This is a genomic window from Rubrobacter tropicus (genome assembly GCF_011492945.1).
Lineage (GTDB): Bacteria > Actinomycetota > Rubrobacteria > Rubrobacterales > Rubrobacteraceae > Rubrobacter_D > Rubrobacter_D tropicus.
In genome coordinates this window covers 26030-47845 of record NZ_CP045120.1, presented here as the reverse complement: position 1 = coordinate 47845, position 21816 = coordinate 26030, and the positions used below count along the sequence as shown (strand labels likewise).

Annotated in this window: 22 protein-coding genes; 4 read left to right on the top strand and 18 right to left on the bottom strand. The window is 70.8% G+C overall.

The annotated features are described in order from the left end of the window. The first annotated feature begins 66 nt into the window (after window positions 1-66). On the top strand, window positions 67-1386 hold the full coding sequence (locus tag GBA63_RS22210; RefSeq protein WP_228282701.1) for an alkaline phosphatase: 1320 nt from the start codon (window positions 67-69) through the stop codon (window positions 1384-1386). Between the two features lie 166 nt (window positions 1387-1552). Next, window positions 1553-2374, top strand: a complete 822-nt coding sequence (gene uppP, locus GBA63_RS22205) for an undecaprenyl-diphosphatase UppP (protein WP_166180603.1) — start codon at window positions 1553-1555, stop codon at window positions 2372-2374. A gap of 128 nt (window positions 2375-2502) precedes the next feature. On the opposite strand, the gene GBA63_RS22200 is transcribed toward uppP, so the two are convergent. From GBA63_RS22200 to GBA63_RS22130, 15 genes are all read right to left on the bottom strand, one after another. Then, complete coding sequence (locus GBA63_RS22200) at window positions 2503-4062, bottom strand: arylsulfotransferase family protein (RefSeq protein WP_166180601.1); 1560 nt, start codon at window positions 4060-4062, stop codon at window positions 2503-2505. Beyond that, complete coding sequence (locus GBA63_RS22195; protein WP_166180599.1) at window positions 4059-5702, bottom strand: sulfatase family protein; 1644 nt, start codon at window positions 5700-5702, stop codon at window positions 4059-4061. The genes GBA63_RS22200 and GBA63_RS22195 overlap by 4 nt, the downstream gene beginning before the upstream one ends. Beyond that, on the bottom strand, window positions 5699-7624 hold the full coding sequence (locus GBA63_RS22190) for a sulfatase-like hydrolase/transferase (protein ID WP_166180597.1): 1926 nt from the start codon (window positions 7622-7624) through the stop codon (window positions 5699-5701). Before GBA63_RS22190 ends, GBA63_RS22195 begins: the two co-directional genes overlap by 4 nt. Next, a complete protein-coding gene (locus tag GBA63_RS22185; protein ID WP_166180595.1) occupies window positions 7621-9066 on the bottom strand; it encodes a VanW family protein in 1446 nt (481 codons plus the stop codon). Before GBA63_RS22185 ends, GBA63_RS22190 begins: the two co-directional genes overlap by 4 nt. A gap of 165 nt (window positions 9067-9231) precedes the next feature. Beyond that, on the bottom strand, window positions 9232-10323 hold the full coding sequence (locus GBA63_RS22180; RefSeq protein ID WP_228282699.1) for a hypothetical protein: 1092 nt from the start codon (window positions 10321-10323) through the stop codon (window positions 9232-9234). A 38-nt stretch (window positions 10324-10361) separates the two neighbouring features. After that, on the bottom strand, window positions 10362-12164 hold the full coding sequence (locus GBA63_RS22175; RefSeq protein ID WP_166180593.1) for a VanW family protein: 1803 nt from the start codon (window positions 12162-12164) through the stop codon (window positions 10362-10364). A gap of 23 nt (window positions 12165-12187) precedes the next feature. Next, window positions 12188-12874 carry a class E sortase gene (locus GBA63_RS23840; RefSeq protein WP_228282697.1) on the bottom strand — a complete coding sequence of 229 codons (687 nt, stop codon included), beginning with the start codon at window positions 12872-12874 and terminating at the stop codon, window positions 12188-12190. Continuing rightward, the gene (locus GBA63_RS22165) at window positions 12871-13329 is read right to left on the bottom strand and encodes a hypothetical protein (protein ID WP_166180591.1); all 459 of its coding nucleotides are present in this window, start codon (window positions 13327-13329) and stop codon (window positions 12871-12873) included. Before GBA63_RS22165 ends, GBA63_RS23840 begins: the two co-directional genes overlap by 4 nt. Beyond that, entirely contained in the window at window positions 13305-14114 is an 810-nt protein-coding gene (locus GBA63_RS22160) for a class E sortase (RefSeq protein WP_228282695.1), read from the bottom strand. The genes GBA63_RS22165 and GBA63_RS22160 overlap by 25 nt, the downstream gene beginning before the upstream one ends. After that, window positions 14111-14938, bottom strand: coding sequence for a class E sortase (locus tag GBA63_RS22155; RefSeq protein ID WP_166180589.1), 828 nt, complete (start codon window positions 14936-14938; stop codon window positions 14111-14113). Before GBA63_RS22155 ends, GBA63_RS22160 begins: the two co-directional genes overlap by 4 nt. Further along, entirely contained in the window at window positions 14931-15428 is a 498-nt protein-coding gene (locus GBA63_RS22150; RefSeq protein WP_166180587.1) for a hypothetical protein, read from the bottom strand. The genes GBA63_RS22155 and GBA63_RS22150 overlap by 8 nt, the downstream gene beginning before the upstream one ends. Window positions 15429-15516: 88 nt before the next feature. Continuing rightward, entirely contained in the window at window positions 15517-16179 is a 663-nt protein-coding gene (locus tag GBA63_RS22145) for a DUF305 domain-containing protein (RefSeq protein WP_228282693.1), read from the bottom strand. Next, a complete protein-coding gene (locus GBA63_RS22140) occupies window positions 16176-16793 on the bottom strand; it encodes a DUF3105 domain-containing protein (RefSeq protein ID WP_166180586.1) in 618 nt (205 codons plus the stop codon). Before GBA63_RS22140 ends, GBA63_RS22145 begins: the two co-directional genes overlap by 4 nt. A gap of 119 nt (window positions 16794-16912) precedes the next feature. Then, window positions 16913-17224, bottom strand: a complete 312-nt coding sequence (locus GBA63_RS22135; RefSeq protein ID WP_166180584.1) for a hypothetical protein — start codon at window positions 17222-17224, stop codon at window positions 16913-16915. Between the two features lie 200 nt (window positions 17225-17424). Next, the gene (locus GBA63_RS22130; protein WP_166180582.1) at window positions 17425-17625 is read right to left on the bottom strand and encodes a hypothetical protein; all 201 of its coding nucleotides are present in this window, start codon (window positions 17623-17625) and stop codon (window positions 17425-17427) included. A gap of 4 nt (window positions 17626-17629) precedes the next feature. On the opposite strand from GBA63_RS22130, the gene GBA63_RS22125 reads away from it, so the two are divergent. After that, window positions 17630-17908 (top strand): hypothetical protein, encoded by a 279-nt coding sequence (locus tag GBA63_RS22125; RefSeq protein ID WP_166180580.1) that lies wholly within the window; start codon window positions 17630-17632, stop codon window positions 17906-17908. A 131-nt stretch (window positions 17909-18039) separates the two neighbouring features. Here GBA63_RS22125 and GBA63_RS22120 read toward each other — a convergent pair whose 3' ends face one another. Both GBA63_RS22120 and GBA63_RS22115 read right to left on the bottom strand, forming a co-directional pair. After that, complete coding sequence (locus GBA63_RS22120; RefSeq protein ID WP_166180578.1) at window positions 18040-18681, bottom strand: DUF4352 domain-containing protein; 642 nt, start codon at window positions 18679-18681, stop codon at window positions 18040-18042. 115 nt (window positions 18682-18796) lie between these two features. Next, the gene (locus GBA63_RS22115; protein ID WP_166180576.1) at window positions 18797-19333 is read right to left on the bottom strand and encodes a copper resistance CopC family protein; all 537 of its coding nucleotides are present in this window, start codon (window positions 19331-19333) and stop codon (window positions 18797-18799) included. A 242-nt stretch (window positions 19334-19575) separates the two neighbouring features. Between GBA63_RS22115 and GBA63_RS23835 the strand changes: the two genes are divergently transcribed. Then, the gene (locus tag GBA63_RS23835) at window positions 19576-20160 is read left to right on the top strand and encodes a hypothetical protein (RefSeq protein WP_228282691.1); all 585 of its coding nucleotides are present in this window, start codon (window positions 19576-19578) and stop codon (window positions 20158-20160) included. Between the two features lie 322 nt (window positions 20161-20482). Here GBA63_RS23835 and GBA63_RS22105 read toward each other — a convergent pair whose 3' ends face one another. Beyond that, window positions 20483-21766 (bottom strand): Nramp family divalent metal transporter, encoded by a 1284-nt coding sequence (locus tag GBA63_RS22105; RefSeq protein WP_166180901.1) that lies wholly within the window; start codon window positions 21764-21766, stop codon window positions 20483-20485. Window positions 21767-21816: the final 50 nt, after the last annotated feature.

Below are 21816 nucleotides of genomic sequence, written 5' to 3'. Positions count from 1 at the left end.
CGGCCCGCGTCGGGGCCGCCTATGCTTGCCCACACTGTGAAGTCGGAACTACAGGGGCATGGAGGCGTGCGCGCCTGCGCGCTCCGCGGCGCGTTGCAGGTCGCCGTGGACCTCGTGCGGATCTCGCGTTTCCTGCGCCTGCGGGATCGCGCGACGCGCGGGTGCGTCGTGCACGACCACGGCGTCCGGAGCCAAGTCGGATGCCCGCTCGCGATCGCCGCTGGCGTCGCCGCCATGCTCGCAATCCCCGCCGGGTGCGGGATCCTCCCGGGCTCCGGTGAGGCCCGGAACGTCATCCTGATAGTTGGCGACGGGATGGGGGCGGCCCAGCGCGACGCGATACAGCTCGCGGAGGCCGGCGCCCACGGGACCCTGACCATGGACGCCCTGCCCGTCCAGGGGCGTGTCGGGACGAACTCAGCCGAGCGCGTCTCACCGGTCACGGACTCGGCCGCCGCGGCGACCGCGATGGCCTCGGGCGCGAAGACCCACAACGGCCGGGCGGGTGTCGACGCCGTGGGCAACCCGGTCCCCACCGTGCTCGAGCGGGCAGCCGCCGCCGGCAAGGCGACCGGCATCGTTACGACCAGCCAGGTGACCGACGCCACCCCGGCGGCCTTCGCGGCGCACGTCGAGGACCGCGGCCTGCACCGGGAGATCGCGCGCCAGTACCTCCGGGGCGGCGAGCTCGACGTGATCTTGGGCGGTGGGCGCCGCTTCTGGAAGGCCGCCGAAGGGGAGCCCGACGACCTGACCGAACGCGCCCGGGAGCGGGGCTACGCCTACGTCGACGGGCGGGCCGGCCTGGAGAACCGCGGTGCCGGCGGGGGGTCGAGGCTTCTCGGGCTCTTCGCCGAGGAGGCCATGTACGAGGCCGACTCCGAGAGCGGGGGCGGCTCCTACGCGCCCTCAGTCCCCTTGCCGGAGATGACCCGAAAGGCCATATCCGTCCTCTCCCAGGACCGCCAGGGCTTCTTCTTGTTGGTCGAGGAGGAGGCCATCGACGCGATGGGGCACGCTAGGAACGCGGGCGAGATGCTGCGCGCGGGGAAGGCGCTGGACCGGTCCGTGCGGGTGGCGAGAGACTTCGCCGAGGAAGAAGGCGACACGCTGCTGATCGTGGTCGGGGACCACGAGACCTGCGGGCTGAGCGTCGAGGCCCCCGCCGAAGGGGGCGGCGCCGAGGGGGGCGACGACGGGCCGTTCGAGGTCGCGGGCTCCGCCGACCAGGAGTTTGTGCTCGACTGCAGCACGTCGGACCACACCGCCGTGGACGTCCCGCTCACCGCGATGGGCCCCGGCGCCGACCAGCTGGAGGGCGCCTACGAGAACACCCGCATCCACGGGGCGATGATGGGGGCGATGGGGCTCGACGCGGCGGGCTGACCCGCCCCCTCAGGCAACCCGCCTCGCCCTCGGCGGCTTGGCCGAAGCACCCGCGGGCATGGACATGCTTCCTCGCCCGAGCAGGCGACGAAGCGGGGCGCGGTCCGGCCGGACCGCGCCTCCCCGAAGACCGCGTCTCCCGCCCGCAAAGGTTAAACTACCCCGCGTGCTCGAACTGCTGCAAGCGGCGCTGCTCGGCGTGGTGCAGGGGCTGACGGAGTTCCTCCCCGTCTCCAGCTCCGGCCACCTCCTTCTGGCCCAGCAATTCCTCGGCGTGGACCAGGAACGCTTCGGGCTGCCCTTCGACGCGGCGATACAGTCGGGCACGCTCCTTGCCGTGGTCTCTTTTTTCTGGAGGGACTTCCTCGGGATGGCCCGGGCCCTGCTCCGCCCCGCGCGACGCGCCGGCGCCGCGGAGGACCCCGACCGGCGCATGGCCTTCCTTATCCTGGCGGCGACAGTGCCGGCCGGGATCTTCGGCTTCTTCTTCGAGGACGTCCTGGCCGGCCCCACGGTGCGCTCGCCTTGGGTGGTGGTCTTTAACCTCGTGCTGGTCGGGGCGCTGTTTCTCGTCGCCGAGGCCGCGGGGGGCAAGGACCGCGGAATGGAGAAGCTTGGCTTTACCGGTGCGCTCGCCGTAGGGCTGGCGCAGGCGTCGGCGCTGGTGCCCGGCGTCTCGCGCTCGGGGGCTACCATCGCGATGGGGCTCTTTCTGGGCTTGAGGCGGGAGGAGGCGGCCCGCTTCTCGTTCCTGATGAGCGTGCCCATCATCGCTATCGCCGCCGGGTTCAGCTTGGCCAAGGCGATAGTCGGAGGAATGGACGCCCACGAAGCGGTGATCTTCGGGCTGGGCATCGCGTCGTCCGCCGCCGTGGGGTACCTGGCCATCAGGTTCCTCCTCGGCTTCCTGAGGCACCACGGTCTCACGGTCTTCGCCATCTACCGTTTCGCCCTCGCCGCCGTAGTCGCGGTCGCGCTGCTGGCGTAGGTACGGTTTCGGGAAGACGTATCCGGGTGGCGGCGCGGCCAGCCCTTGCACCAAATGAGGAGCAAACGCGAGTGGCGCGTTTCTCGTCGCGAGGCCGTGCGGACGCGAGGTCGATCCTGGCCGCCCCCTCATCTCCCGAGCCGGACCGCCTCCGAGGTGGCGAGCGTCAGCCCGGAGCGGTCTTTGGCGCTAACGGCGACGTAGGGCTCCGGGGTGGTGAAGGTTATGGCGGTCTCGAAGCCCCTTCGCGGTGCCGAGCCCAGCGGCTCCAGCCGGTCCGGTGCGGGGCCCGCGAGCACCTCCCATGCGGCGACCTCCGTGGCGCCGTTCCAGCTGACGTAGAGGGTGGTACGGTCCTCGCTCCGGGGTCCGGCGGCGACCGCGGGCCGGTCCTTCGGGAGGCCCTTCCACGGGAAGCGAAAGGCCCTGTAGGACTCGGCCTCGCTGGGGAAGCGGGCGTCGAAGAGCAGCTTCCCCTCGCGCGAGAACTCGGACAGGTACGGCGCGCTGCCCCAGCCGACGAATACGTTGCCGCCCGGCAGCGCCTGGACGTTGCCCTGAAAGATGGCGAAGAACCGGTCGGGGTGCACGTACTCCCTGGCAAGCGTCGCCTTCATTGCGCCCTCGTCGAGCGTGAGGGCGACGGCCCGGGAAGGCTCTCGCATGTCCTCGCCGCGGTTGTCGAAGAGGGTGATGGTGCCGTCGGGGTGGCGGCGGGCGTCGTGCTGGAAGGCGAAGCGGGCGCCCTCCCCCATCTCGAAGTCGCTCCTCTTGCCGCCCAGGCGCCAGATGACCTCGCCTGACCGGCGGTCGATCTTGTAGACGGCCGAGGTCCTGCGGGCGGAGACGATGAGGTTCTCGTCCTTGTCGACGTCCACGGAGTTTATGTGGAAGTAGTCGAAGGCCTCCCGCTGGTCGGGCCGAGGCCGCCGGTAGGACTCGGAGACGTCCACGTGCTCCAGGCTGTGCCACTCGAAGAGGACCTCGCCCGAAGCTACGTCTATCTCCTGGATCACCCCTTCGAGCACCGCCCCGTCCGGGGCCCCTCCCACAGCGGAGAGATCCCTGCGCGCCGGGCCGTAGATGACGAGCAGGGCTGTGTCGCGGGCGGTAATCAGGAACTCGTGGTGGTCGCCCTCGTAGCCGTTGCCCGCCCGCACCCGGGCCACCTCGCGATAGGAGTCGTCGAAGATCACGTACTCGCCCCGCCCGAAACCCCCGTGCACGCCCTCCCACCAGGTGATGACGGGCTTCCCCCGGTAGCTCTGCGCCTTGAAGTCCATCGCGTCCCGCGCTTCTTCGCGCACGGGCCACAGCCAGACGGGACGGCCTTCGTTGTCCAGGATCATCGGCCCGTCCTGAGAGGGGTGCGCCTCGCCGGGGCCGTTCTTCGCCGCGGCGAAGACGTAGCCCGGATACGCCCCACCGGCAGGCGTTGTCACCTCGACCGGGGGCGGCCGTAGGTCCGGGCGGGAGCGGAAGACCCACGTCCGCCCCGTCTGCGCCGGCGAGGCGCCCGCACGGATGTTCGCGTCCGGCGCGCGAGCGACGAGTCCCAAACCGGCGAGGCCGGAGAGCGCGAGCAGGGCCCCCCCGCCCGCCGTGACCAAAAAATGCTTGCGCGTCCGCGCGGCGTCCTGTTCCTCGCCGCCGCCCGAAGACGCGTCGAGCCCGGCCGTCTTGCTCACCCAGTTCCCTGCTCTCTCGAAGCGGCGCCCGCCGGCCTCGTGGACCGGCCGTCTTCCGCGGTCCTGCAGTTTTCCCTCTCGCACTGGCGCAGGGAGTCGAGCTGGGCGTTCAGGCGCTCGAGGAGGTCCGGTGGGGCGCTCTCGTAGATGTTGTTCAACTCGTAGGGGTCCTTTCTCAGGTCATACAGCTCGTGCTCGCCGGTCTTGTACTCGACGAAGAGGTAGTCCTTTGTTCTTAAGGCCTTTAGCCAGGGGCGGCCCCAGTTCTCGCCCGACTCGGCCCTGCCGGCGGAGGTCTTGCGCCAGTCCCTGGGCAACGGATCGCCGGTGACCAGGGGAACGACCCGGCTCTCGTCGACGAACGGCGGCCTCGGGACGGCGCCCCTCTCGGCGACCGCCTCGACGAGGAACCGCTGGCGCCAGTCCTTCTCGGGCGTCGGGGTGTCGTCGAGCAGGGGGACCACGGAGCGGCCATCAACGAAGTCCGGGGGATCGACCTCGGCGAGGTCGGCGATGGTCGGGGCGATATCGTTGTTGAGGACCATGTGCGGGAGCGTCTTTCCCTCTGGGACTCCGGGGCCGCGCACGATCAGGGGCACCCTGATGTCTTCTTCGTAGGCCGTCCACTTGCCGGCGCCCAGGCGGTGCTCTCCCATGTGGAAGCCGTTGTCGGAGGTGAAGACGACGTAGGTGTTGTCGAGTTCGTTGCTCTCCCTGAGGGCGTCGAGGAGGTCGCCCACCATGTCGTCGACCGCGAGCATGGACCGCATGCGGTCGCGGTTGAGCTCCTCCATGTAGGCCACCTGGTCCGACCCGAGCGGCACGTTGTCCCTCACCCACCCCGGCTTGTCAGAGACGTCGGCCTCGTCGAAGGAGGGCGGTCGCGGGAGCTCGGCGTCCCCGAAGGCGTCCTCGTGGCGGGGGGCGGGGGTGGCCGGCTGGTGGGGGGCCTTGGTGCCGAGCCACATCAGGAACGGGCGGTCGCTCGTGAAGAAGGGCGGGTCGGCCCCGGCCGTGCGCCGCACGTAGCCCGAGGCCTTGTCGGCGAGCACGTCGTCGAGGTGGTATCTCTCCGGGTCGTAGTCGATGATCGCGCCGTTCTCGTTGAGGCTGTTGCTAAGGAAGTTGCCGGAGACGCCGTACCACTCGTCCCAGCCGGGCGGGACGTAGTCCCCGAAGTAGCCGTTGAGGTACTTGCCGAAGAACGAGGTCCTGTAGCCGTCCTCCTGCAGCCAGGTCGCCACCGTCGAGGCGTCGCCGCCGGAGACGCGGAACTTCTCGGCCCCGCCCAGAGGCGGGGCGTTGGTGAGGACCTGGTGGTTGTGGGCGTACTGGCCGCGCAGGATCGTGGTCCGGGAGGGACAGCACAGGGAGTCCGTCACGAACGCGTTCTCGAAGGTGGTGCCCCCCTCCGCGAGGGACCGGATGTTCGGCATGGCCTTTAGGGTCTGCGGGTTCAGGTCGCGCGCGGCGAGGTCGTCCGTGACGACCAGGACGACATTCGGGCGGTCCTGCTCCGCCTTCTCGGGCTCGGGCTGCTGCCCCTCGGCGCTCGGGAGGCACGAGGCCAGCAGCAGGGAGACGAGTACCAGGTACGCCGCGCGGACAGGGTCGGCCGCGCGGGGGACCGTACCCCTCACGAGCCCGGCCCCTCCCCGTAAGCCGCCTCGACCTCCGCGCGCCACCGGAGGAGCTCCTCCCGACGGGCCTTCAGGTACCCGGGCGGCGCGTCTGCGGCTACGTTGTTCTTCTCCGAGGGATCTTCGGAGAGGTCATAGAGCTCCTCCGGCCTCGCGCCGTAGTGGTAGACGTACTTCTCGTCACCTTTCACGCTCGCGACGCATTCGTTCTCGTACCAGCAGCTCGCCTTGATGGCGCGATCCTCCGGCAACGGGTCGACAATCGAGCGCCCGGGGTACTCGCCGCCCTCGATTCTGTAGCCGAGCAGGTCCGCCACCGTGGGCAGGACGTCGAGCTGGTTGACCGGCGCCTTGACCCGCGACGCGGGGCGCGAGGGGTCGAGGACCATCAGCGGGATCCTTATACCCTCCTCCCAGATCACGTTGTCGTGCTGGTAGCGGCCGTGCTCGCCGAAGGCCTCGCCGTGGTCTCCCTGGATGACGAAGACGGTGTCCTCGTAGAGCCCCATCTCCTTGTACTGCCGGATCAGGTTCTCTACGAAGAAGTCCAGGTAGCGCACGGAGTTCTGGTAGCGGTTCAGCTGGTCGTCCTCGGCGAAGTCTTTCCGCCCGTGGCGCCCTTCCGGGGCGAGGTACTGGTGGTGCGGCGTGATCGTGTTGTAGGTGGCGAAGAACGGCTTCTCGCCGTTCTGCTCCAGCCACTCCCGACTCGGCCCCAGCATGGCATCGTCCTCGTAGCCGAAGTAGTTGGCCCGCTCGAAGCCCGTGGTGTTCATGTCCTCCAGGGAGTAGAAGTCCTCGTAGCCCATGTTCTTCGCCACCTGCGGACGGCGCTCGAAATCCTCCTTGACCGACTGGAAGAAGGCTGACTTGTAGCCCTGGTCGTCGAGCAGCTCCGGGAGGCAGCGGGAGGGGATACGATCGCCCAAAGACTCGGTCTCCTCCCGGTCGGGGGGATCTATGCCGCAGACGGTCGCCGTGAGGGCGTTCGTGGTGTGCGGCGTGACCGCGTAGGCCCGCTCGGCGAGGATGCTCTCTCCGGAGAGCCCGTCCAGGAACGGCGTGGTCTTTAGGTTCCGGTTGTAGGGGGTGACGGAGCGGGCGCGGGTGGACTCGAGCGAGATCAGCACGACGTTGCGCTTCTCGGCGCCGGGCGTCGGCTTCAGGCTCGTGGCCGTCGGCAGGTTCTCGCGCACGCGCGCGGCGTCGACCCCGTAGGTCCGGGCGGCGCCCAGGTGCCCGACCTCCGCCGCGACCAGCTCCACCGGGGGACTTCCGGAGAGCATCCCGTCGGATGGCCCGCGGGCGGCGCCGACCAGGGCGGAGAGCGAGACGAAGACCAGCGCCCACAGGCCGGCTACCGCGGGCGCGCGCCAGGTCGGGCGCGGGTTCGGGCGCGAAGACCCGCCCCCGCCGACGGCCCAAGCCAGCAGGCCGGGCCCGAGCAGCGCGTAGAGGAGGGCCGCCGCGACCGCGGCGAAGAGCACGGGCGAGGCCTCGCTGGCGACCACGGGCGCCACCTCGCCCGGGGAGGAGAGGAAGTAGAGCACCGTGTCGAGGTCGAGCCTCGAGCCGGTAACCGCGAAGAACCTGTAGGCCGCGACGGTGAGCAAGGCCACCACCACAGCGGAGGCGTGGAAAAGCACGACCACGCACCAGCGTCCCCACCCGCTCCGGAAGGCGGCAAACAGCCCCACCCAGAGCAGCGCGTACCCGGCGCAGAAGAGCAGGTCCGGGGCCAAAAAACCCGTGTACCCGGCTCCCCCGCTCCCGAGCGCGGAGGCGCGGGAGGCCTTCAGGGCCAGGTTGAGCCCGACGAAGGGGACCAGTAGGGCGAGCACGTACGCCCATTCCCGGCGGCTCAAAAGCCGCGAGAGTAACCGGAGTCCCCCGGACCTCCCCCCTTGGTCCCTTCCGCTCACTCCACGTCCGCCCAACCGGTGGTGTTGCCCGGGTCGTTCCAACCCGAGACTCTCGGGGCGGAGGTCTCGTAGTGCGGTCCGCCCTCCGGCGCCGGCGGGTTGTACGAGTAGGTGTAGGTGTGGATGCGGCCATCCTGCGTCACCTCGCCGTTCTCGGTGACGGTCTTATAGGTGTCCCACCGGATGCCGCGGGCGGTGTCCTCGAAGATCTTCTCCGTCCTCATCTGGACCTTCTTGCCGGTCGGCTGGCCGAGGATCTGGGCGTTCAAAAAGCCCTTCTCGTCCACCCACTCGCGGACGATTATCGGGGACCCGGTGTTGTTCTTGAACCGCATGTCGATGGCCCCGTTGCCGTACTCGTCGCCGAACCACACCGTCGCGTCGAAGCCCGGCTTGATGTAAGGCAGGACCGCATAGTGGGGTTCCCGCTCCACGATCTCCAGCCCGGCGTACTGGGCGGCCATGTACAGCGTAGATGAGACCTGGCAGAGCCCGCCCCCGTTGTCCACGCCCACGCCGCCGTCTGAGAAGGTCTTGGCCTCCTTGTAATCGAGGGAGGAGGTCAGGTCGTTGAAGGAGAAGGTCTCACCCGGTTTGAGCACCGTGTTGTTCACCGCGCCCGCCGCGAGCTTCATGTTCTCCTGGCGGTTCGGGTTCGAGTCCCAGAGGAAGTCCGTCTGGTACTCCCCGATCGCCTGTTCGGGCTTGCTCTTCTGGATCTCGGCGGTCGTGACCTCGGGCTCCGGCGCCGGCGCCTCGGCCAGCGGCACCCGCCCGCTCATGTTCTGGAGCGCTCCTTCGAGGTTCTTCAGCGTGGCCCCCTCGTCGAGCGTCCGGCCGTTCTCGGCCTCCTCGACCACGACGTCGCCGCCGTCGGCGACGCTGAAGGTCGCGTCCTTGGGCTCGCGGTTGAAGTCCGCGGCGATCCCGTCGACGGTGGCCCTGGCGGCTTCCCTGTCGTAGCCAGCTCTAAGCTCGACCTGCGTGACGCCGAAGTAGGAGCCTATGGTGTCCGAGACGCGGGCGAAGGGGCCGCCAGTCCGGCCGAGGGCGTATGCCTCGTCCACGGCGGCCTCGGCGTTGACCCTCACGCCGAGCTCGTCCGCGGGCACGGAGACGGCCTCGGGTCCCTCTCCGAAGGAGATCTCCTGGAACGTGTCTGCGGCATTCTTTTGCACGGCGGCCAGGGCCTCGTTCTGCGACATCCCGCCGACGCTGACGTCGCCTATGCGGACGCCGCGCTGGATGCCGCCGTCTCCGGCCAGGAGGTCCGCGAGCGCGAAGCCGGCGAAGAGCAGGCAGGCGATGCCGACCACCAGGGCGACACCCCGCCGCCTGGCGTAGCGCGAGCGGCGGCTGCGGGCGTAGCGGGTGCTGCGACCGCGGGGCGGCCCTCCCCGTGCGGTCGAGTGTCCCCCGCCTCGCCTATCGTATTCGAGCATGCGCGCTCTCCCCTCTGGTGGTCTGTGTCTTTGTTGCTGCCGTCGCGGCGAGGTCCATGGCTCGCGACCCGTCGTTTCTTCTGCGAGGCACACGCGGGCGCGAGGGTCTGACCGCCCGTTTTCGCGCCCCGGACGCCGCTTCCCTTGGCAAGTCTCCACGAGCCGTCAACTGACCCAAAAGCCGGCCTCCCCGTCGCCCGTGGTGTAGGACCAGTTGGCCGCGTCGAGGGCCGTCTCGTGCAGGCCGCGGTCGGCGAACCTGACCATCAGCGTGTGGGCGCGACGGGGCCGGGAGAAGAAGCCCAAGCCCCTGAGGTCGCGAGGTTGGGGCGAGGTGGGCGACGTCGCGAAGCGGTAGCGGACCACGTAGACGCCCGCCCGCCCGAAGAACCGGACCGCTTCCCGCAAGAGCGACCACGCCACGTCGTCGCGCCCCGGGCTCGCCGTCAGGTCGAGCACGTAGCCGTTCTGGCCGTCGTCCCCCACCCGCAACACGGCGTAGCCGAGTAGGGTGCCCGAAGCACTTCCCGCCTCCCTGACGCCGAGGACGGTGACGGGGTACGGAGGCGAGCCGGTGCCGTAGCGCCACCTCAGGAAAGCGGCGTCCCTCTCCGGCGCGCAGGGCACGGAGGCCGCCACGCGCTCGAAGAGGTCGTCGAAAGAGGCGTCGAACCCGTCGAGGACGTCCACCTTCGGGCCCCTGCCGAACACGCTTGGCAGGGTCGCATCGAGCGCCCGCAGCCCCCAGCGCGCGGGGGCCAGGAGCGGGCGGAGCGGTGCGGGCACCCTCGGGATGCGCGAGGGGTCGAGCAGCTTGGCCTCGTAGCGCAAAGATCCCGCCACCTCGGCCCCGAATCGCCTTTGAACGGCCATCGCCCCGGCCACCTGGTCGGCCGACACGCAATTCTCCGCCGTCCGGAAGAAGCGGCGCATCAGGGAGACGGCGTGGAAGCCGTAGCCGGGGAGCACCTGGTAGTCCGCAGTGGTGTGGGCGACCACGCGCTTGCCCGCTATCCGGTAGCGCTGCGGCAGCGAGGCCAGGTGCCCGACGACCTGGCCCTCCCCCGTCGCCAGCACCCAGCGGCGCATTTCGCGGGCCAGGGGGTGGCGGCCGAGCCAGCCCCAGACCTCCGCGTGGCGCCGGGCGTCGCGGGCCTCCGGGTGGTCCGGGTAGACGCGGGCGCGCAGCTCGTTCACGCCGGCCAGGAGCTCGGGGTGCCCCGAGAGCTCGAGCACGGAGACCTTCGTCTCCCCCACCGCGCCCCTCGCCGGGCGTTTGCGTGCCCTCCCGGCGCTCATGGGTCGACGGGGGCCACGGGCACGGTGTCGGCCGGGATGGGTTTGCCCTTCTTGTCTTTGAGCGCCTCGTAGGTGTCCCTGTGGAGCACCCCGTCGTAGACGATCTTTCCGCCCTCCCTGAAGGTCTGGTAGGTGACCCACTCGGCCGAGTCGGCGTTCCTGTAGACGGGCTCGGACCACGTCTGGACCGTGACGTCGTCGGGGACGCCCCATACCTCGGCGTAGATGTAGCCGTCGTCTGCCACGTACTCCCTGAGGAGCACGTAACCGTCCGAGGTGTTCTCGAACTTCATGTCGAGGGCGCCTCTTCCCTGCTCGTCGCCGAACCATACCGTCGCGTCGAGGCCCGGCCTTATGTACGGGAGCTGCGAGTAGTGGGGGGAGCGCTCCACGACGTCGAGGCCCGCCTCGTTGACGGCGTTGTAGAGGGTCGAGGTGACCTGGCAGAGGCCGCCGCCGTCGGCGAGGGTCTCCTGGCCGTCCACGATCACCTTGGTGGCGTTGTAGTCGAGGCCGGAGACGGTGCCGTTCATCGAGAACGTCTCTCCCGGCGCCAGGAGCGTGCCGCTCACGGCGCTCGAGGAGATCGCCAGGTTTTCCACCCTGGCGCCCGAGTCCTGGACTATGGAGTAGTTGGTGCGGTAGGAGCCGAGCTTCTGCGTCGGCCTCATCGCTTCGGCCTCGGCGGTGGTCAGCTGGGGCCTCGCGACGCCGACGGGCACCTCGTACTCCCTCCGGCTTCCGGCACCAATGAGCCTCTCCTCGATGGCCCCGAAGAGTTTCTCCTCGTTTATCTGCCTTCCCTCGCTCGCGGGCACGACGGAGACCTCGGCGCCGTCGACCCGGTAGGAGGCCTCGCGCGGCTCCTCCTCGAGCGCGGCGTAGACGTCGCCAAGGTTCTCCCTGAGCGTCTCCCGGTCCAGGGAGACGCGTAGTGCGCCGCCCTCGGTTGCGAAGTCCATCGTGCGCCCTATCTCGGCCCGCGAGAGCTCCCAGCGCCGCTCGCCCTGCGTCAGCGCGACGGCCCGGGACATCGCCCGGCTCGCCTCCGCCGCGGCCTTCTCGGCCTCGGGCGTCGATACCTCGGGTTCTAGGATCTCGCCGGCCATCGGAGCCTGGCCGCGTAGATCTTCTAGGGCGCGCCCCACGTTCCGGGCCGTCGCCGGCACGTCGAGCGCGTAGCCCTCGCGGGAGGGCGCGACCTCGGCCTCGCCGTCGCGGACGGAGACGGAGGCCGGATGGGGCTTTCGGTCCGTCTCGGCGGCCAGCCCCTCGACCGCCTCGCGCACCGCTCCCCGGTCGTAGGACACGGCGGGCTCGACCGAGGCCGCTCCGACGGCCGCGTCCGCCCGGTCGCCCAGGCGCTCGAAGAACCCGCCCGTGCGCCCCACGGCGTAGGCGCGCTCCGCCGTCCGCGCGGCGTCGAGGTCCGCGGCCGACTCCCCGAGGTCTAGCGTGGTGCCGCGCGGCCCGCCGACGAGGCGAACCTCCCGTGTGTCGCCAGGTCGCCGCGCCTCGAGGAGGCTCTTCGCCTCTTCGGGGGTCTTCCCCCCGAGGTACAAGCTGCCGGCGGATACCCCGCGGTGGACCTTGCCGGCGTTCGCGAGGTGATCGGCGGCCACCAGCACGGCCACGAGGGCGCACAGGACTATGAGGGCTGGTGCGAGCGCCCCGGCGATGCCTCCGGCGGAGCTCCCGCGCCTGCCGCCGCTGGTCCTTCGGGCGGGCGTGCCGCGCGGGGCTGCCCGGCGCCTCCGGGTCTCGCTGCTCACCGTCGTCTTGCCGTCTCTAGATGCCAAGAATCATCCTCCGTGGTCTTTTCCTAGCTCTTTTCGGCGCGCGGGCCGCGTCCCTCCGTGGGCTCCACGGTGCGGGCCAACTCCGCGCGGACTATCAGGCGCTCCCGGTAGTCGGGCAGGGTGCAGGTCTGCAGGCTCACTATGTTCCTGCCCTCCATGGGTTCGGTGGCGGAGACCCGGTCCGGCGGGACCACCAGCCTGTCGAAGACCCTGTAGACGTAGCGCGTCCCCCCGGAGTCCTCGAGCACCACCCCGTCCCCGCGCCGCAACTTGTTGAGGTCCCAGAAGACGAGGAAGCTCCTGGTGCGCGGGTAGCCCAAGCGGTGGCCGGCGATGTACACGTTGGCCTCCTCCTGCCACGGGAAGCCCGTGTCCTTTACGTGGAGCGCGCCGCCCCGCAGCGCGGACTCGTCCGCGGCGGCGGCGTCGAAGACGGGCAGATCCCGCACCCTCTCCATCCGCGGCACCGTGAGCTTGAGGCCCCTGTCTTCCGGCGCCGCCGCCGCCGTGGCGGTGCCGTCTACCGGCACCCGCAACTGGTCGAGCCCTACGGCCACCGAGAAGGCCACCAGCAGGAACCCCAACAGCGGGAGGGCCAGGCGCCACCTCCGACGGGCGGGCTTCCGCCGCGGTCTCGGCCGAGACCCTCCCGTCGCGCGGGTGGCGGTGGTCCACCGGTCCCGCTCCGATGCGCCGCCGTTCTTCGTCACTCCCCGCCTCGCCCTCCGGGCCGCCGGATGAACTCCGGGTCGGGCGATCGCACCGGTTCCCCGCCGCGGCTCTCCGCGGTCGCGCGCGGCGGTTGTGCGGCGACGTTGGAAGCGCCCCCGACGGCCTCCAGCACCACGGAGTCTTCCGCGACCTTCACGGTCACGGACTCCACCCCCGCCCAGTGCTCGCGCCAGATCGGGTCCTCGACGATCGAAGGGTCGAGCCAGAGCCCCCACCCGTCGCGCTCGCCGTGGTCGAGGACGCCGCAGAAGACGCTCGCGGGCTCCACGGGCCCGGTGCGGTGGATGCCATTGCGGGAGCGGAAAGACTGCACGGAGGAGGGGCTCGTCCCGAGCGCGTCGGCTATCCACTCGTCCGTCCTGCCCGCCCTTACCCACTCCTCTATCCGCCCCGCGTGCGGCTTCAGCGCTACGCGCTTTCTGGGAGCTGCCATGCCACCGCCCTCCCTTCCTCGGCTCGTGGTGTTCGCTGCGGAGATCTCCCCCGGTCGGCCTCCGTGCGTTCCCGGCCGGATGGCCCGCCTCGCGCGTCGACGGTCTGGACGAGCTCGGCCTGCACGATGAGGCGCTTGGAGTAATCGGGGAGGGTGCAGGTCTGGAGGGTGAGGATGTTTTTGCCCGGTTCGGTGCTGGTGACGGAGGTGTCCGAGGGGCCGACGGTGAGCTCCTTGAAGACCTTGTAGGTGTATTCGGTGCCGTCGGAGTCGGTGACGAAGATCTCGTCTCCGACGCCGACCTTGTTCATGTCCCAGAAGGTGAGCCAGCTCTCGGTGTTGGGGTAGCCCAAGCGGTGGCCTGCGATGTAGACGTTGGCCTCCTCCTGCCACGGGAAGCCCGTCCCTTCGAGGTGGATGGCGGCGTACTTTTTGAGGGAGGCCTCGTCGCCGCCGTCGGTGGACGGGATCTCGTCGTCCTCGATGCGGCTCATGGAGGGCACCGTCAGCTTGAGGGTCGTGTCCTGCGGACCGGCCTGGCTGGTCTCCTCGCCACCCCCGGTGGTCGTCTCCAGGCGGGGCACGTTGAAGCCGCCCGGGTCTTCCGAGTTGGTCGCCGTGCTGTCCAGGCGGCCGGCGAGAAAGAACGAGGCGATGAGCGCCACCCCGGCGAGCACCATGACGGGGCTGAGCACCCAGAGGAGCGCGCGTCTGATCCCTGTCCCCCGCCCGCCTCGCCGGTCCCCAGCGGCGATCCTGGCCGCGATGTCGTCGTGGCCGTTCACGCGGGGTCCACCGAAACCCGTTCGGCCTGGACGACGTAGCGGACGTACCAGTTCGGGCCCATCGTCCAGTAGTCGCCGTAGTCCTCGATGCAGGTCTGGAGCGAGATCATGTCCCGCCCGGCCTTGGGCGCCGTGACCCAGGTCTCGCTGGGCAGCACCTCCTTGAAGCCGGTCACCTCGTAGGTGTAGGTGGTGCCGTTTACGTCGCCGAGGTAGATCCTGTCCCCCAAGGCCAGGTTCGGGAGGTCGTAGAACTGGTAGTCGCTCTCGGTGCCCGGGTACCCGATCCTGTGCGCGGCGATGTAGGTGTTGGCGCCCTCCTGCCACGGGAAGCCCGTCGAGGTGAGCTTGATGGCGCCCCGGTCCATCGCCGCCTCCGAGTCGGAGTTGGCGACGTAGTCGTCGTAGAGGCCCATCTTCGGGACGGACATCCACAGGTCGTTCGTCGGGGGATCGGGGACCGGCGGCGGACCGGCGGCCCGCTCCGGCTCTTTCCGCTCCTCCTTGGGCTCGTCGCCCTCGTCGTCACCGGAGGGTTCGGGCGGCTCCGCTGCCTCGGCCTCCCCTTTCGCTGCTGCCGCCCGCCCGGCATCCTCGCCCGTCCTCGGGGCGTCCGGTGCGCCGGGGGCGAGGCGCGGGGTCTCGGCCCTTGGGACGGCGTCATCGGTCCGCGCTCCTTGCGATGCGACCGCCTGCCAGTCGCCGGGATCCGGGTCGGCGAACGCCAGCGCTCCCAGGACCGCGACGGCCAGCGTCACGAGCAGCGCGAAGCTCGCCCTGCGGCGGCGCCTCCTGAACGTTCGCGTTCTCGACCTTCTACCCACGCTTCGCCCCCGGCGCGGGCTCCGTTCCTAGCGCAGGGCCGTGGGGCGCCTCGGACCCGCCGAACCCGACGAAAATGAGCGCCGTTGCGAGGCCCGCCGCCGCGAGCACCGCCGCCGTGCTCAAGAGGAGGCCCCTCCCCCCGAAGCCCGCGAAGTGGTTCCAGGCCCAGAGCAACAGGAAGAGCGCCTCCAGGGTGCCGGCGAGGACGCCCACGGGCTCAAGCAGCCCGCCCAGACCCCCACCATCCGTCCCGGACGCCCCGGCGGCCCAAGGCAGGAGGTAGGACAGGAGCGAGGCCCCGGCGATCGCCGCGCCCAGGGCCCACCCCCACCGCCGCTCCCTGATGATGCCCAAGGCCGCCGCGGCGGAGCCCGCCACGCCCAACCCGGCCAGCGTCCCAAGGTAGGACGCCTCCTCGAAGCGCTCGTGGATCGTCCCCAGGTGGGCGAGGGCGACGGCGAGGATCAGGCCCGCGCCGGCCAAGGGCACGACCGTATCCCGGACCGCATTCGGGGGACCGCTCATGGTCCCCCCGTTATCCGCTGCCGACCGGCGCGACGGGCGCAGGCGCGGGCCATCACTTGCCGTGCCCCATGCCCGGCATGGGTTCCGCGCCTTCACCCGGTCCCCCGACCGGGGCCTCGCCACCCCTGGCACGGAGCATGTCCTCCATCGTGGCGATCTCGGCCTTCTGGGAGGCCTGGATCGCGCGTGCGAGCTCCCCCACCTCTGGGCGGTCGGTCTCATCGAGGACGGCCTGGGTCATGCCGAGGGACGCCCTGTGGTGCGGGATCATGAGCCGCAAGAAGAGCCTGTCGGCCTCCGCGGGCGGGGAGTCGTTGAGGCGCCCTATCTCCTCGGGCGAGGCCATGCCGGGCATGCGTCCTTGCGTGGGCATCCCCATCCAGGCCATGGCGGGCTCCGTCCCGGTAGCCGGGAGGCCCCACACGTCGAGCCAGCCCTGCATCTGCCCGATCTGGCCCTGCTGGGTCAGCGCTACGTCCGAGGCGAGCACCCGGATCTCGTCGCTCTCGGTCTTGTCCCGCACGATCTCGGCCATCTCCACCGCTTGCGCGTGATGCACGCTCATGTCCCTTGCGAACCCGGCCTCGGCGGAATCGTCTGCCGGCGGTTGCCCGGAGACGTAGAGCCACAGCGAGAGCGCCCCGAGGAGCACCGCGGCTGCGGATAGCGCCAGGACGGGGTACCCCGTGCCCGTTGCGGCCTTCGCGCCCGTCACAGCGTGTCGGCGGTGCCGCCGGTGCAGGTGGCGCCGGGCTCGGGGGTATCGGGCCCCTGGCGGTACGCGCGGACGAACCGCTCGAGGTCCTCGCCGCTAGCGTCCTCGAGGGCGAGTTGCTTGCCCCAGGCGGAGGCCACGACCGGGGACGGGATGTTCGGGTAGGGGCTCGCGAGCATGCAGGTCTGGCCCTCGACGAGCTGCCGGATCTGGTCCCGTTGGTCCTGCGGCAGGTCGGGACTGTAGGTGATCCAGACGGCCCCGTGCTCCAGGGTGTGCACGGCGTTCTCGTCCCTTACGGGCGCGTCGTAGAAGCCGGAGTTCTGCCAGACGGGGTTGTGCTCGCCCCCGGCCGGCGGGGTCTGCCCGTAGTCCACGTCGGCTGCCGTGTGCCGCCCGCCGGGGCCCACGTCGGGCTCCTCCACGCTCGCGGGCGGGGAGCTCGCCGCCCGTTGGCGGCTGTCCAAGACCGCGAGCGCCACGAAGCCCGCGACGAGGGCCACGCACACCGCCCCCGCGATCCACGGCGCCCAGGAGCGCTCCTTTCTTACGCTTGTCGTTGTGCGACCCTGGGCGCCCCCGCGGGCGCCCGGGTCGTCGCGCCTGTTGCCCAATGCGCACCTCTGTTTCCGCTTTTCGGCTGCCGGCCGGTGCCGGGGCGAGCGCGAGCGAAGCTGCGAACGCGCGCCGCGGCCTCGCCGGCGGCATGCCTTGCCTTGCTGGGTAACTTCGGTTAGCGGCTCGGGAGAGCCAGAAGAACCCGCGGCGGGGGCGGGTCGGGCGGGAGGAAGGTTTCGGCGGGCCTCCGCTCGCGGCCGGCCCTACCGAGGGCCAGGGCGGCGAAGAAGGCCGGGCCGGCGACCGCCGCTGCCACCAGGACCGCGGCCAGGCAGGCTCCGGACGACCCCACGTGGGAGACGTGGGAGGCCTCCGGGCACCCCCCGTGCCCGCACAGGCCCAACCCCTCCAGGTACGGGTCGGAGCTCGAGAACGCCGCGATCGCGACCACCAGGAGAACCAGCAGCGCGCGCATGGCAGAGCGCATCGCGGACCGCCGGACTGACGGCACCCGCGCGGACGAGGCTGGTGCGAAGGACATCACGGCCCCGGATTATACAGGCCGCGCGGGGGGGTTGCGGATCCCAAGGCCCCGGCGGGCCCGAAGACCCGTGATGCGCAATCGTGGCGCGTAGCAGGAATGCGTAAACCCACGGCAAGGAATTGGACGTGGTCGCAGGGTCTGGATCAGCGGCCCCCTCCGGGCGACAGGTAGCCGAGCACCAGCGCGGTCAGCTCGTCCGCCAACCTCCCGTCTGTTACGCACCCCGGTCGGTCGACCACTGCCGCGTGGATCGTGGATTCGACGCCGGGGAGGACCAAGAACGCCGCGAGCCCGAGGTCCTCTCGTTCTACTCCCGACGGTGCCGCCGGCATGGAGGTGAGCACCAGGTTGTTCTTTTTCCACCTGATCCCCACCCCGGAGCACCACATCTTCGTGGTAAACGTCGACGAGGAGAAGCGCGAGGCGTTAACCAACGAGCACGGCGGCGCCGTCAGGACGTGGAACCACCGCATCAAGGTCGAGCCGGTATCCGAGAAGAGGTACCTGTACACCGACGAGGTCGAGATCCGCGCGGGGGCGCTGACGCCGCTTATCTGGCTCTTCGCGCAGCTCTACTACCGCTACCGCCAGATGCGCTGGAGGGGACTCGCCCGGGTGCTCGCCTAGAGGGTCGCGCGCTCAGAGCCTCGCCGGGCCCGAAACCACCGCCGCCCTCGTCGGGACACCCCCGATCCCGGCCCTCATGCGGTTCTCCTCTCGCCGGGATCGTCCGCGTTTGCTGGGGGTGTTCGCGCCCGCTAGTGGCCGTGCGAACCGCCGTCTTCGCGGCCCGCTTCGCCCTCCGCGTCGCCGCCGCCGGCATCCAGGGCAACCGGTTGCCCGCCGTCGAAGCTGAGCGTGAGGTTCTCGGCCTCCTCGGGGACCTGGACGTTTATGGTCCCCGACACGACGCCGCCCGCGGGCACCGACCCGGAGCCGAGGGTGCTGCGGTGTGGGCCGACCTCGGCCATGCCCTCGCCCCCGAAGCGGAAGTCTTTTTCGGAGAACTTGAGGTCGCCCCCCTCCCCCGCGGCGAGCGTGACGTCCACCGTGTACCGCTCCATGCCCTCGGGCGCCATGTCCATGTTCTGGGGCATCGCCATGTTCATGCCGTGCTTGGCGAAGCCGCCCATCTTCATCGGCGCCATGTGCTCCGGTGCGAAGCGGTCTACCACGAGCTGCCCGTCTCCCGCCGAGACGGCCTCCCCCATGGCGGCAGGGGCCGCCTCCTGGACGCCCGCGTGGGACAGAAGGCCCCAGCCGCCCGCGGCGAGGGCGCCCACGACAGCCGCGAGAAGCAGTACGCTCCCGGCGGCCTCACGGAGCCTGCCGGGGCCTCTGGGATTCTCGGCGAGTACGGGGGCCGCCGTCTCTGGAGGGGCGACTTGGGATACGGGCATCTGGCGCGTCCTTTCAGGCTCTCTCGAGTGCTGCCACCCGATGATCGCGCGTCGGGCCGTCGCCGGCATCGCGAATGCGGACGATCTTTGCCTAGCCAGTTTGGGCTAGGGACGCTCAGCGCCTGCGCGTGTAGACGGCGGCCCCCGCGGCGAGCGCCACGACGACGGCTCCGCCGATGAGCGGGGCCAGTGGCCCGGCCCCCGGGCCAGATGCCCCGGCCGCTTGCCCGTCCGCTTGCCGGGGCGGGGCGGCCTCTCCCGCCTCTTGCGCGGTGAACCGGTACTCGCCGTCGATCGGGTCCCCGTCGGCGGAGGTCACGCGCCACTCGACCCTGTAGTCGCCGGCTGGCAGACCGTCCTTCAGGGCCACCGCCACGACGGCCGGGTCGTCGGGGTCCACCCCCGCGTCGCCCGTGTCTGCCCGCTCGCCCCCGGGCGCATAGACCTCCACGGGTTCGAACTCGGCCCTGACGGGCTCGTTGAACGTGAGGCGCACCTCCTGCGGCGGGCGGGGTACGGTCTCGTCGTCCTCGGGGGAGGCACCCTCCAGGCCCGCGTGGGCGAGGGCGGGGCCGCCGAAGGAAAGCGCCCACAGCGCCGAGGCCGCGACCAGAGCCGCGAGCTGCGTCGCGCGGCGGGGCGGCCTCCTCACGCCCGGGTCCCCGCCGCACGGCCATCGCGGAGGCCAGGACGAGGACGGCCGCCGCCCCGAGCGCGAGGGCGGGGTTCATCCCCCCGGTCTCGGGCAGGTCGTCGTCCGCCGCGCCATGGTGGCCTTCCTCACCACCGCCCTCGCCGCCGGAAGCGCCCCCCTCCTCGTGGTGGCCTCCCCCGCCGGCGTCCCCGGCCTGCCCGCCGCCCGCCGCGACCGTGACCACGGAGGCCGGCCTCTCCGTGCCGGGCCCACCCGTCCACGCGACCACGTCGCCGCCTTCGTACGTCACGAACCCCTTCCAGCGGAACTCGCCCGCCTCCTCCGGGGCGCGGGCGCCGAACGGGAACTCGGCAATGCCGCCCTCGGCTATCTCCCCGCCGGACCACACGACGGAGCCGCCCCTGAGCTTTCCGCTCCAGCCGGAAGGCGAAGAGACGTCCGTGACCTCGAAGCCTTCCGGCACCACGAGGCGCACCTCGACGGCCGGCTCGCTCTGCTCCCCGGCGGCCTCCACGGTCAACTCCTGCGCGCTGCCCGGCCGGACCTCGGCCGGCGAGACCTCGACGTGGGCCCACGCGGTCCCCGCGGCGGCCAGCACCGTCAGCGCGACCGCGAGCGCAACCGCCGTCGCGCGCCGGGCCGCCGTCCCCGAAGTCTTCGTCCCCATGCTTCGTGCTCCTCTCCCTCGTGTCGCGCCAACCCTACGGGACGCCCCACCGGCCGTTCGTCGCTGTCCCGGGTCGTACCCGGGTACTGCGGGGCGCCAGATTCGGTGCCGGTCGGCTACCGGCTCGCGGGAGGCGGGGAGGTTCGGGATCCGGTGAGGGGTGCGTCTGATCGAGCAGGCGGCCGAAGGGGGGCCGCCGCGAGGAGCCGAGCGCGAACGCCGCGGCCGAGACCACTACGGCCGTCCCCGAGGGATCCACCGAGGCGCAACCGTGCGCCTGAGCCGCGTGCGGGGGCGCGTTGCGTTCATCCCCACCGGGAGCGCCCAGCGCGGGGTGCAGCGCCACGAACGCGGTCACGAGGACCGCGAGAAAGACGAGCAGCGCGTGGCGGCACCCTGCCATGGCCGCATGATAGACGCGCCACGGCGCCGCGGCATCACGCAAAAGGGCTATATCTTGGCCCGCGCCGCTTGGGATGTCAGCCGAAGAAGGTGCGGTAGAGCAGGAACACGTTCAGGCAAACGATGAGCGCCACGACCACCGCGGCGACCGCCGTGGTGAGCCTGCGGTTGACGAGCGCCCCCATGATATTGCGGTTGCGGCAGAAGATCAGGAGCGGTATCAGGGCGAAGGGGATGCCGAAGGAGAGCACCACCTGGCTTATAACCAGGGAGCGGCTGGGGTTGAGGCCTATGGCGAGTACGACGAGGGCCGGGGTCATGGTTATGAGGCGCCTGAGCCACAGCGGGATGCGCCGGTTTATGAACCCCTGCATGACGACCTGGCCGCTTAAAGTGCCCACGGACGAGCTCGAGAAGCCGGAGGCCAGGAGCGCCACGCCGAAGATGGTCGCCGAGAAGCCGCCGACCTGCTCGCCCAGGGCCTCGAAGGCGAGGTCTATGTCGCCGACCCCCGTGAGACCTTCAGCGTTGAATAAGGCGGCGGCCATGATGAGCATGCTGGCGTTGATGGTGCCTGCTATGGCCATGGCTATGATGACGTCCACGAGCTCGAAGCGGAAGATCTTCTTGCGCTCCTCGTCGTTGCGCCCCACCACCCTGCGCTGCGTCAGGGCCGAGTGCAGGTAGATCACGTGCGGCATGACCGTGGCGCCGAGGATCCCGGCAGCGAGCAGCACGCTGTCGGTGCCCGCGAACTGCGGGGTGAACAAGCCCGCGAGGATGCGGTCCGCCTCCGGCTGGGCGTAGAACATCTGGAAGGCGAAGGAGAGGACGATCACGCCGACGAACGCGGCGATGGCCGCCTCCAGCGGCCTGAATCCCCGCCGCTGCAGCTCCAGGATACCGAAGGCCGCGACCGCCGTCAGGAGCCCCGCCGGGAACAGGGGTATGCCGAACAGGAGGTTCAAAGCGAGCGCCGCCCCTATGAACTCGGCGAGGTCGGTCGCCATCGCGATGATCTCGGCCTGCACCCACAGGAACAGGGTGACGGCCCTCGGGAACCTCTCCCGGCACACCTCGGGGAGGTTCTTGCCCGTGGCTATCCCGAGCTTGGCCGACATCGACTGTATGAGCATCGCCATGAGGTTCGCGGTCAGGATCACCCACAGCAGCATGTACCCGTAGCGCGCCCCGCCCGCGATGTTGGTGGCGAAGTTGCCGGGGTCCACGTAGGCAACGGCCGCGATGAACGCCGGCCCCAGGAACGGCCACAGGCGCCTGAGCCCCCTGCGATCGCCCTTCAGGGAGGCGTGCGCCGCCCGCGCGGTGGCGCTCTCACCAGGCAAGACGCTCTCGACTATCGCGTTGCCGTTGCCGTCGGTATCCGGGGTGTGTTCGCTGATGGCGGGCC

What these genes read in the sequence shown, in the direction of transcription:
- GBA63_RS22185 (WP_166180595.1), bottom strand. Translation starts at nt 9,066, where the DNA reads ATGCTCGAATACGATAGGCGAGGCGGGGGACACTCGACCGCACGGGGA.
- GBA63_RS22165 (WP_166180591.1), bottom strand. Translation starts at nt 13,329, where the DNA reads ATGGCAGCTCCCAGAAAGCGCGTAGCGCTGAAGCCGCACGCGGGGCGG.
- GBA63_RS22135 (WP_166180584.1), bottom strand. Translation starts at nt 17,224, where the DNA reads ATGCGCTCTGCCATGCGCGCGCTGCTGGTTCTCCTGGTGGTCGCGATC.
- GBA63_RS22120 (WP_166180578.1), bottom strand. Translation starts at nt 18,681, where the DNA reads ATGCCCGTATCCCAAGTCGCCCCTCCAGAGACGGCGGCCCCCGTACTC.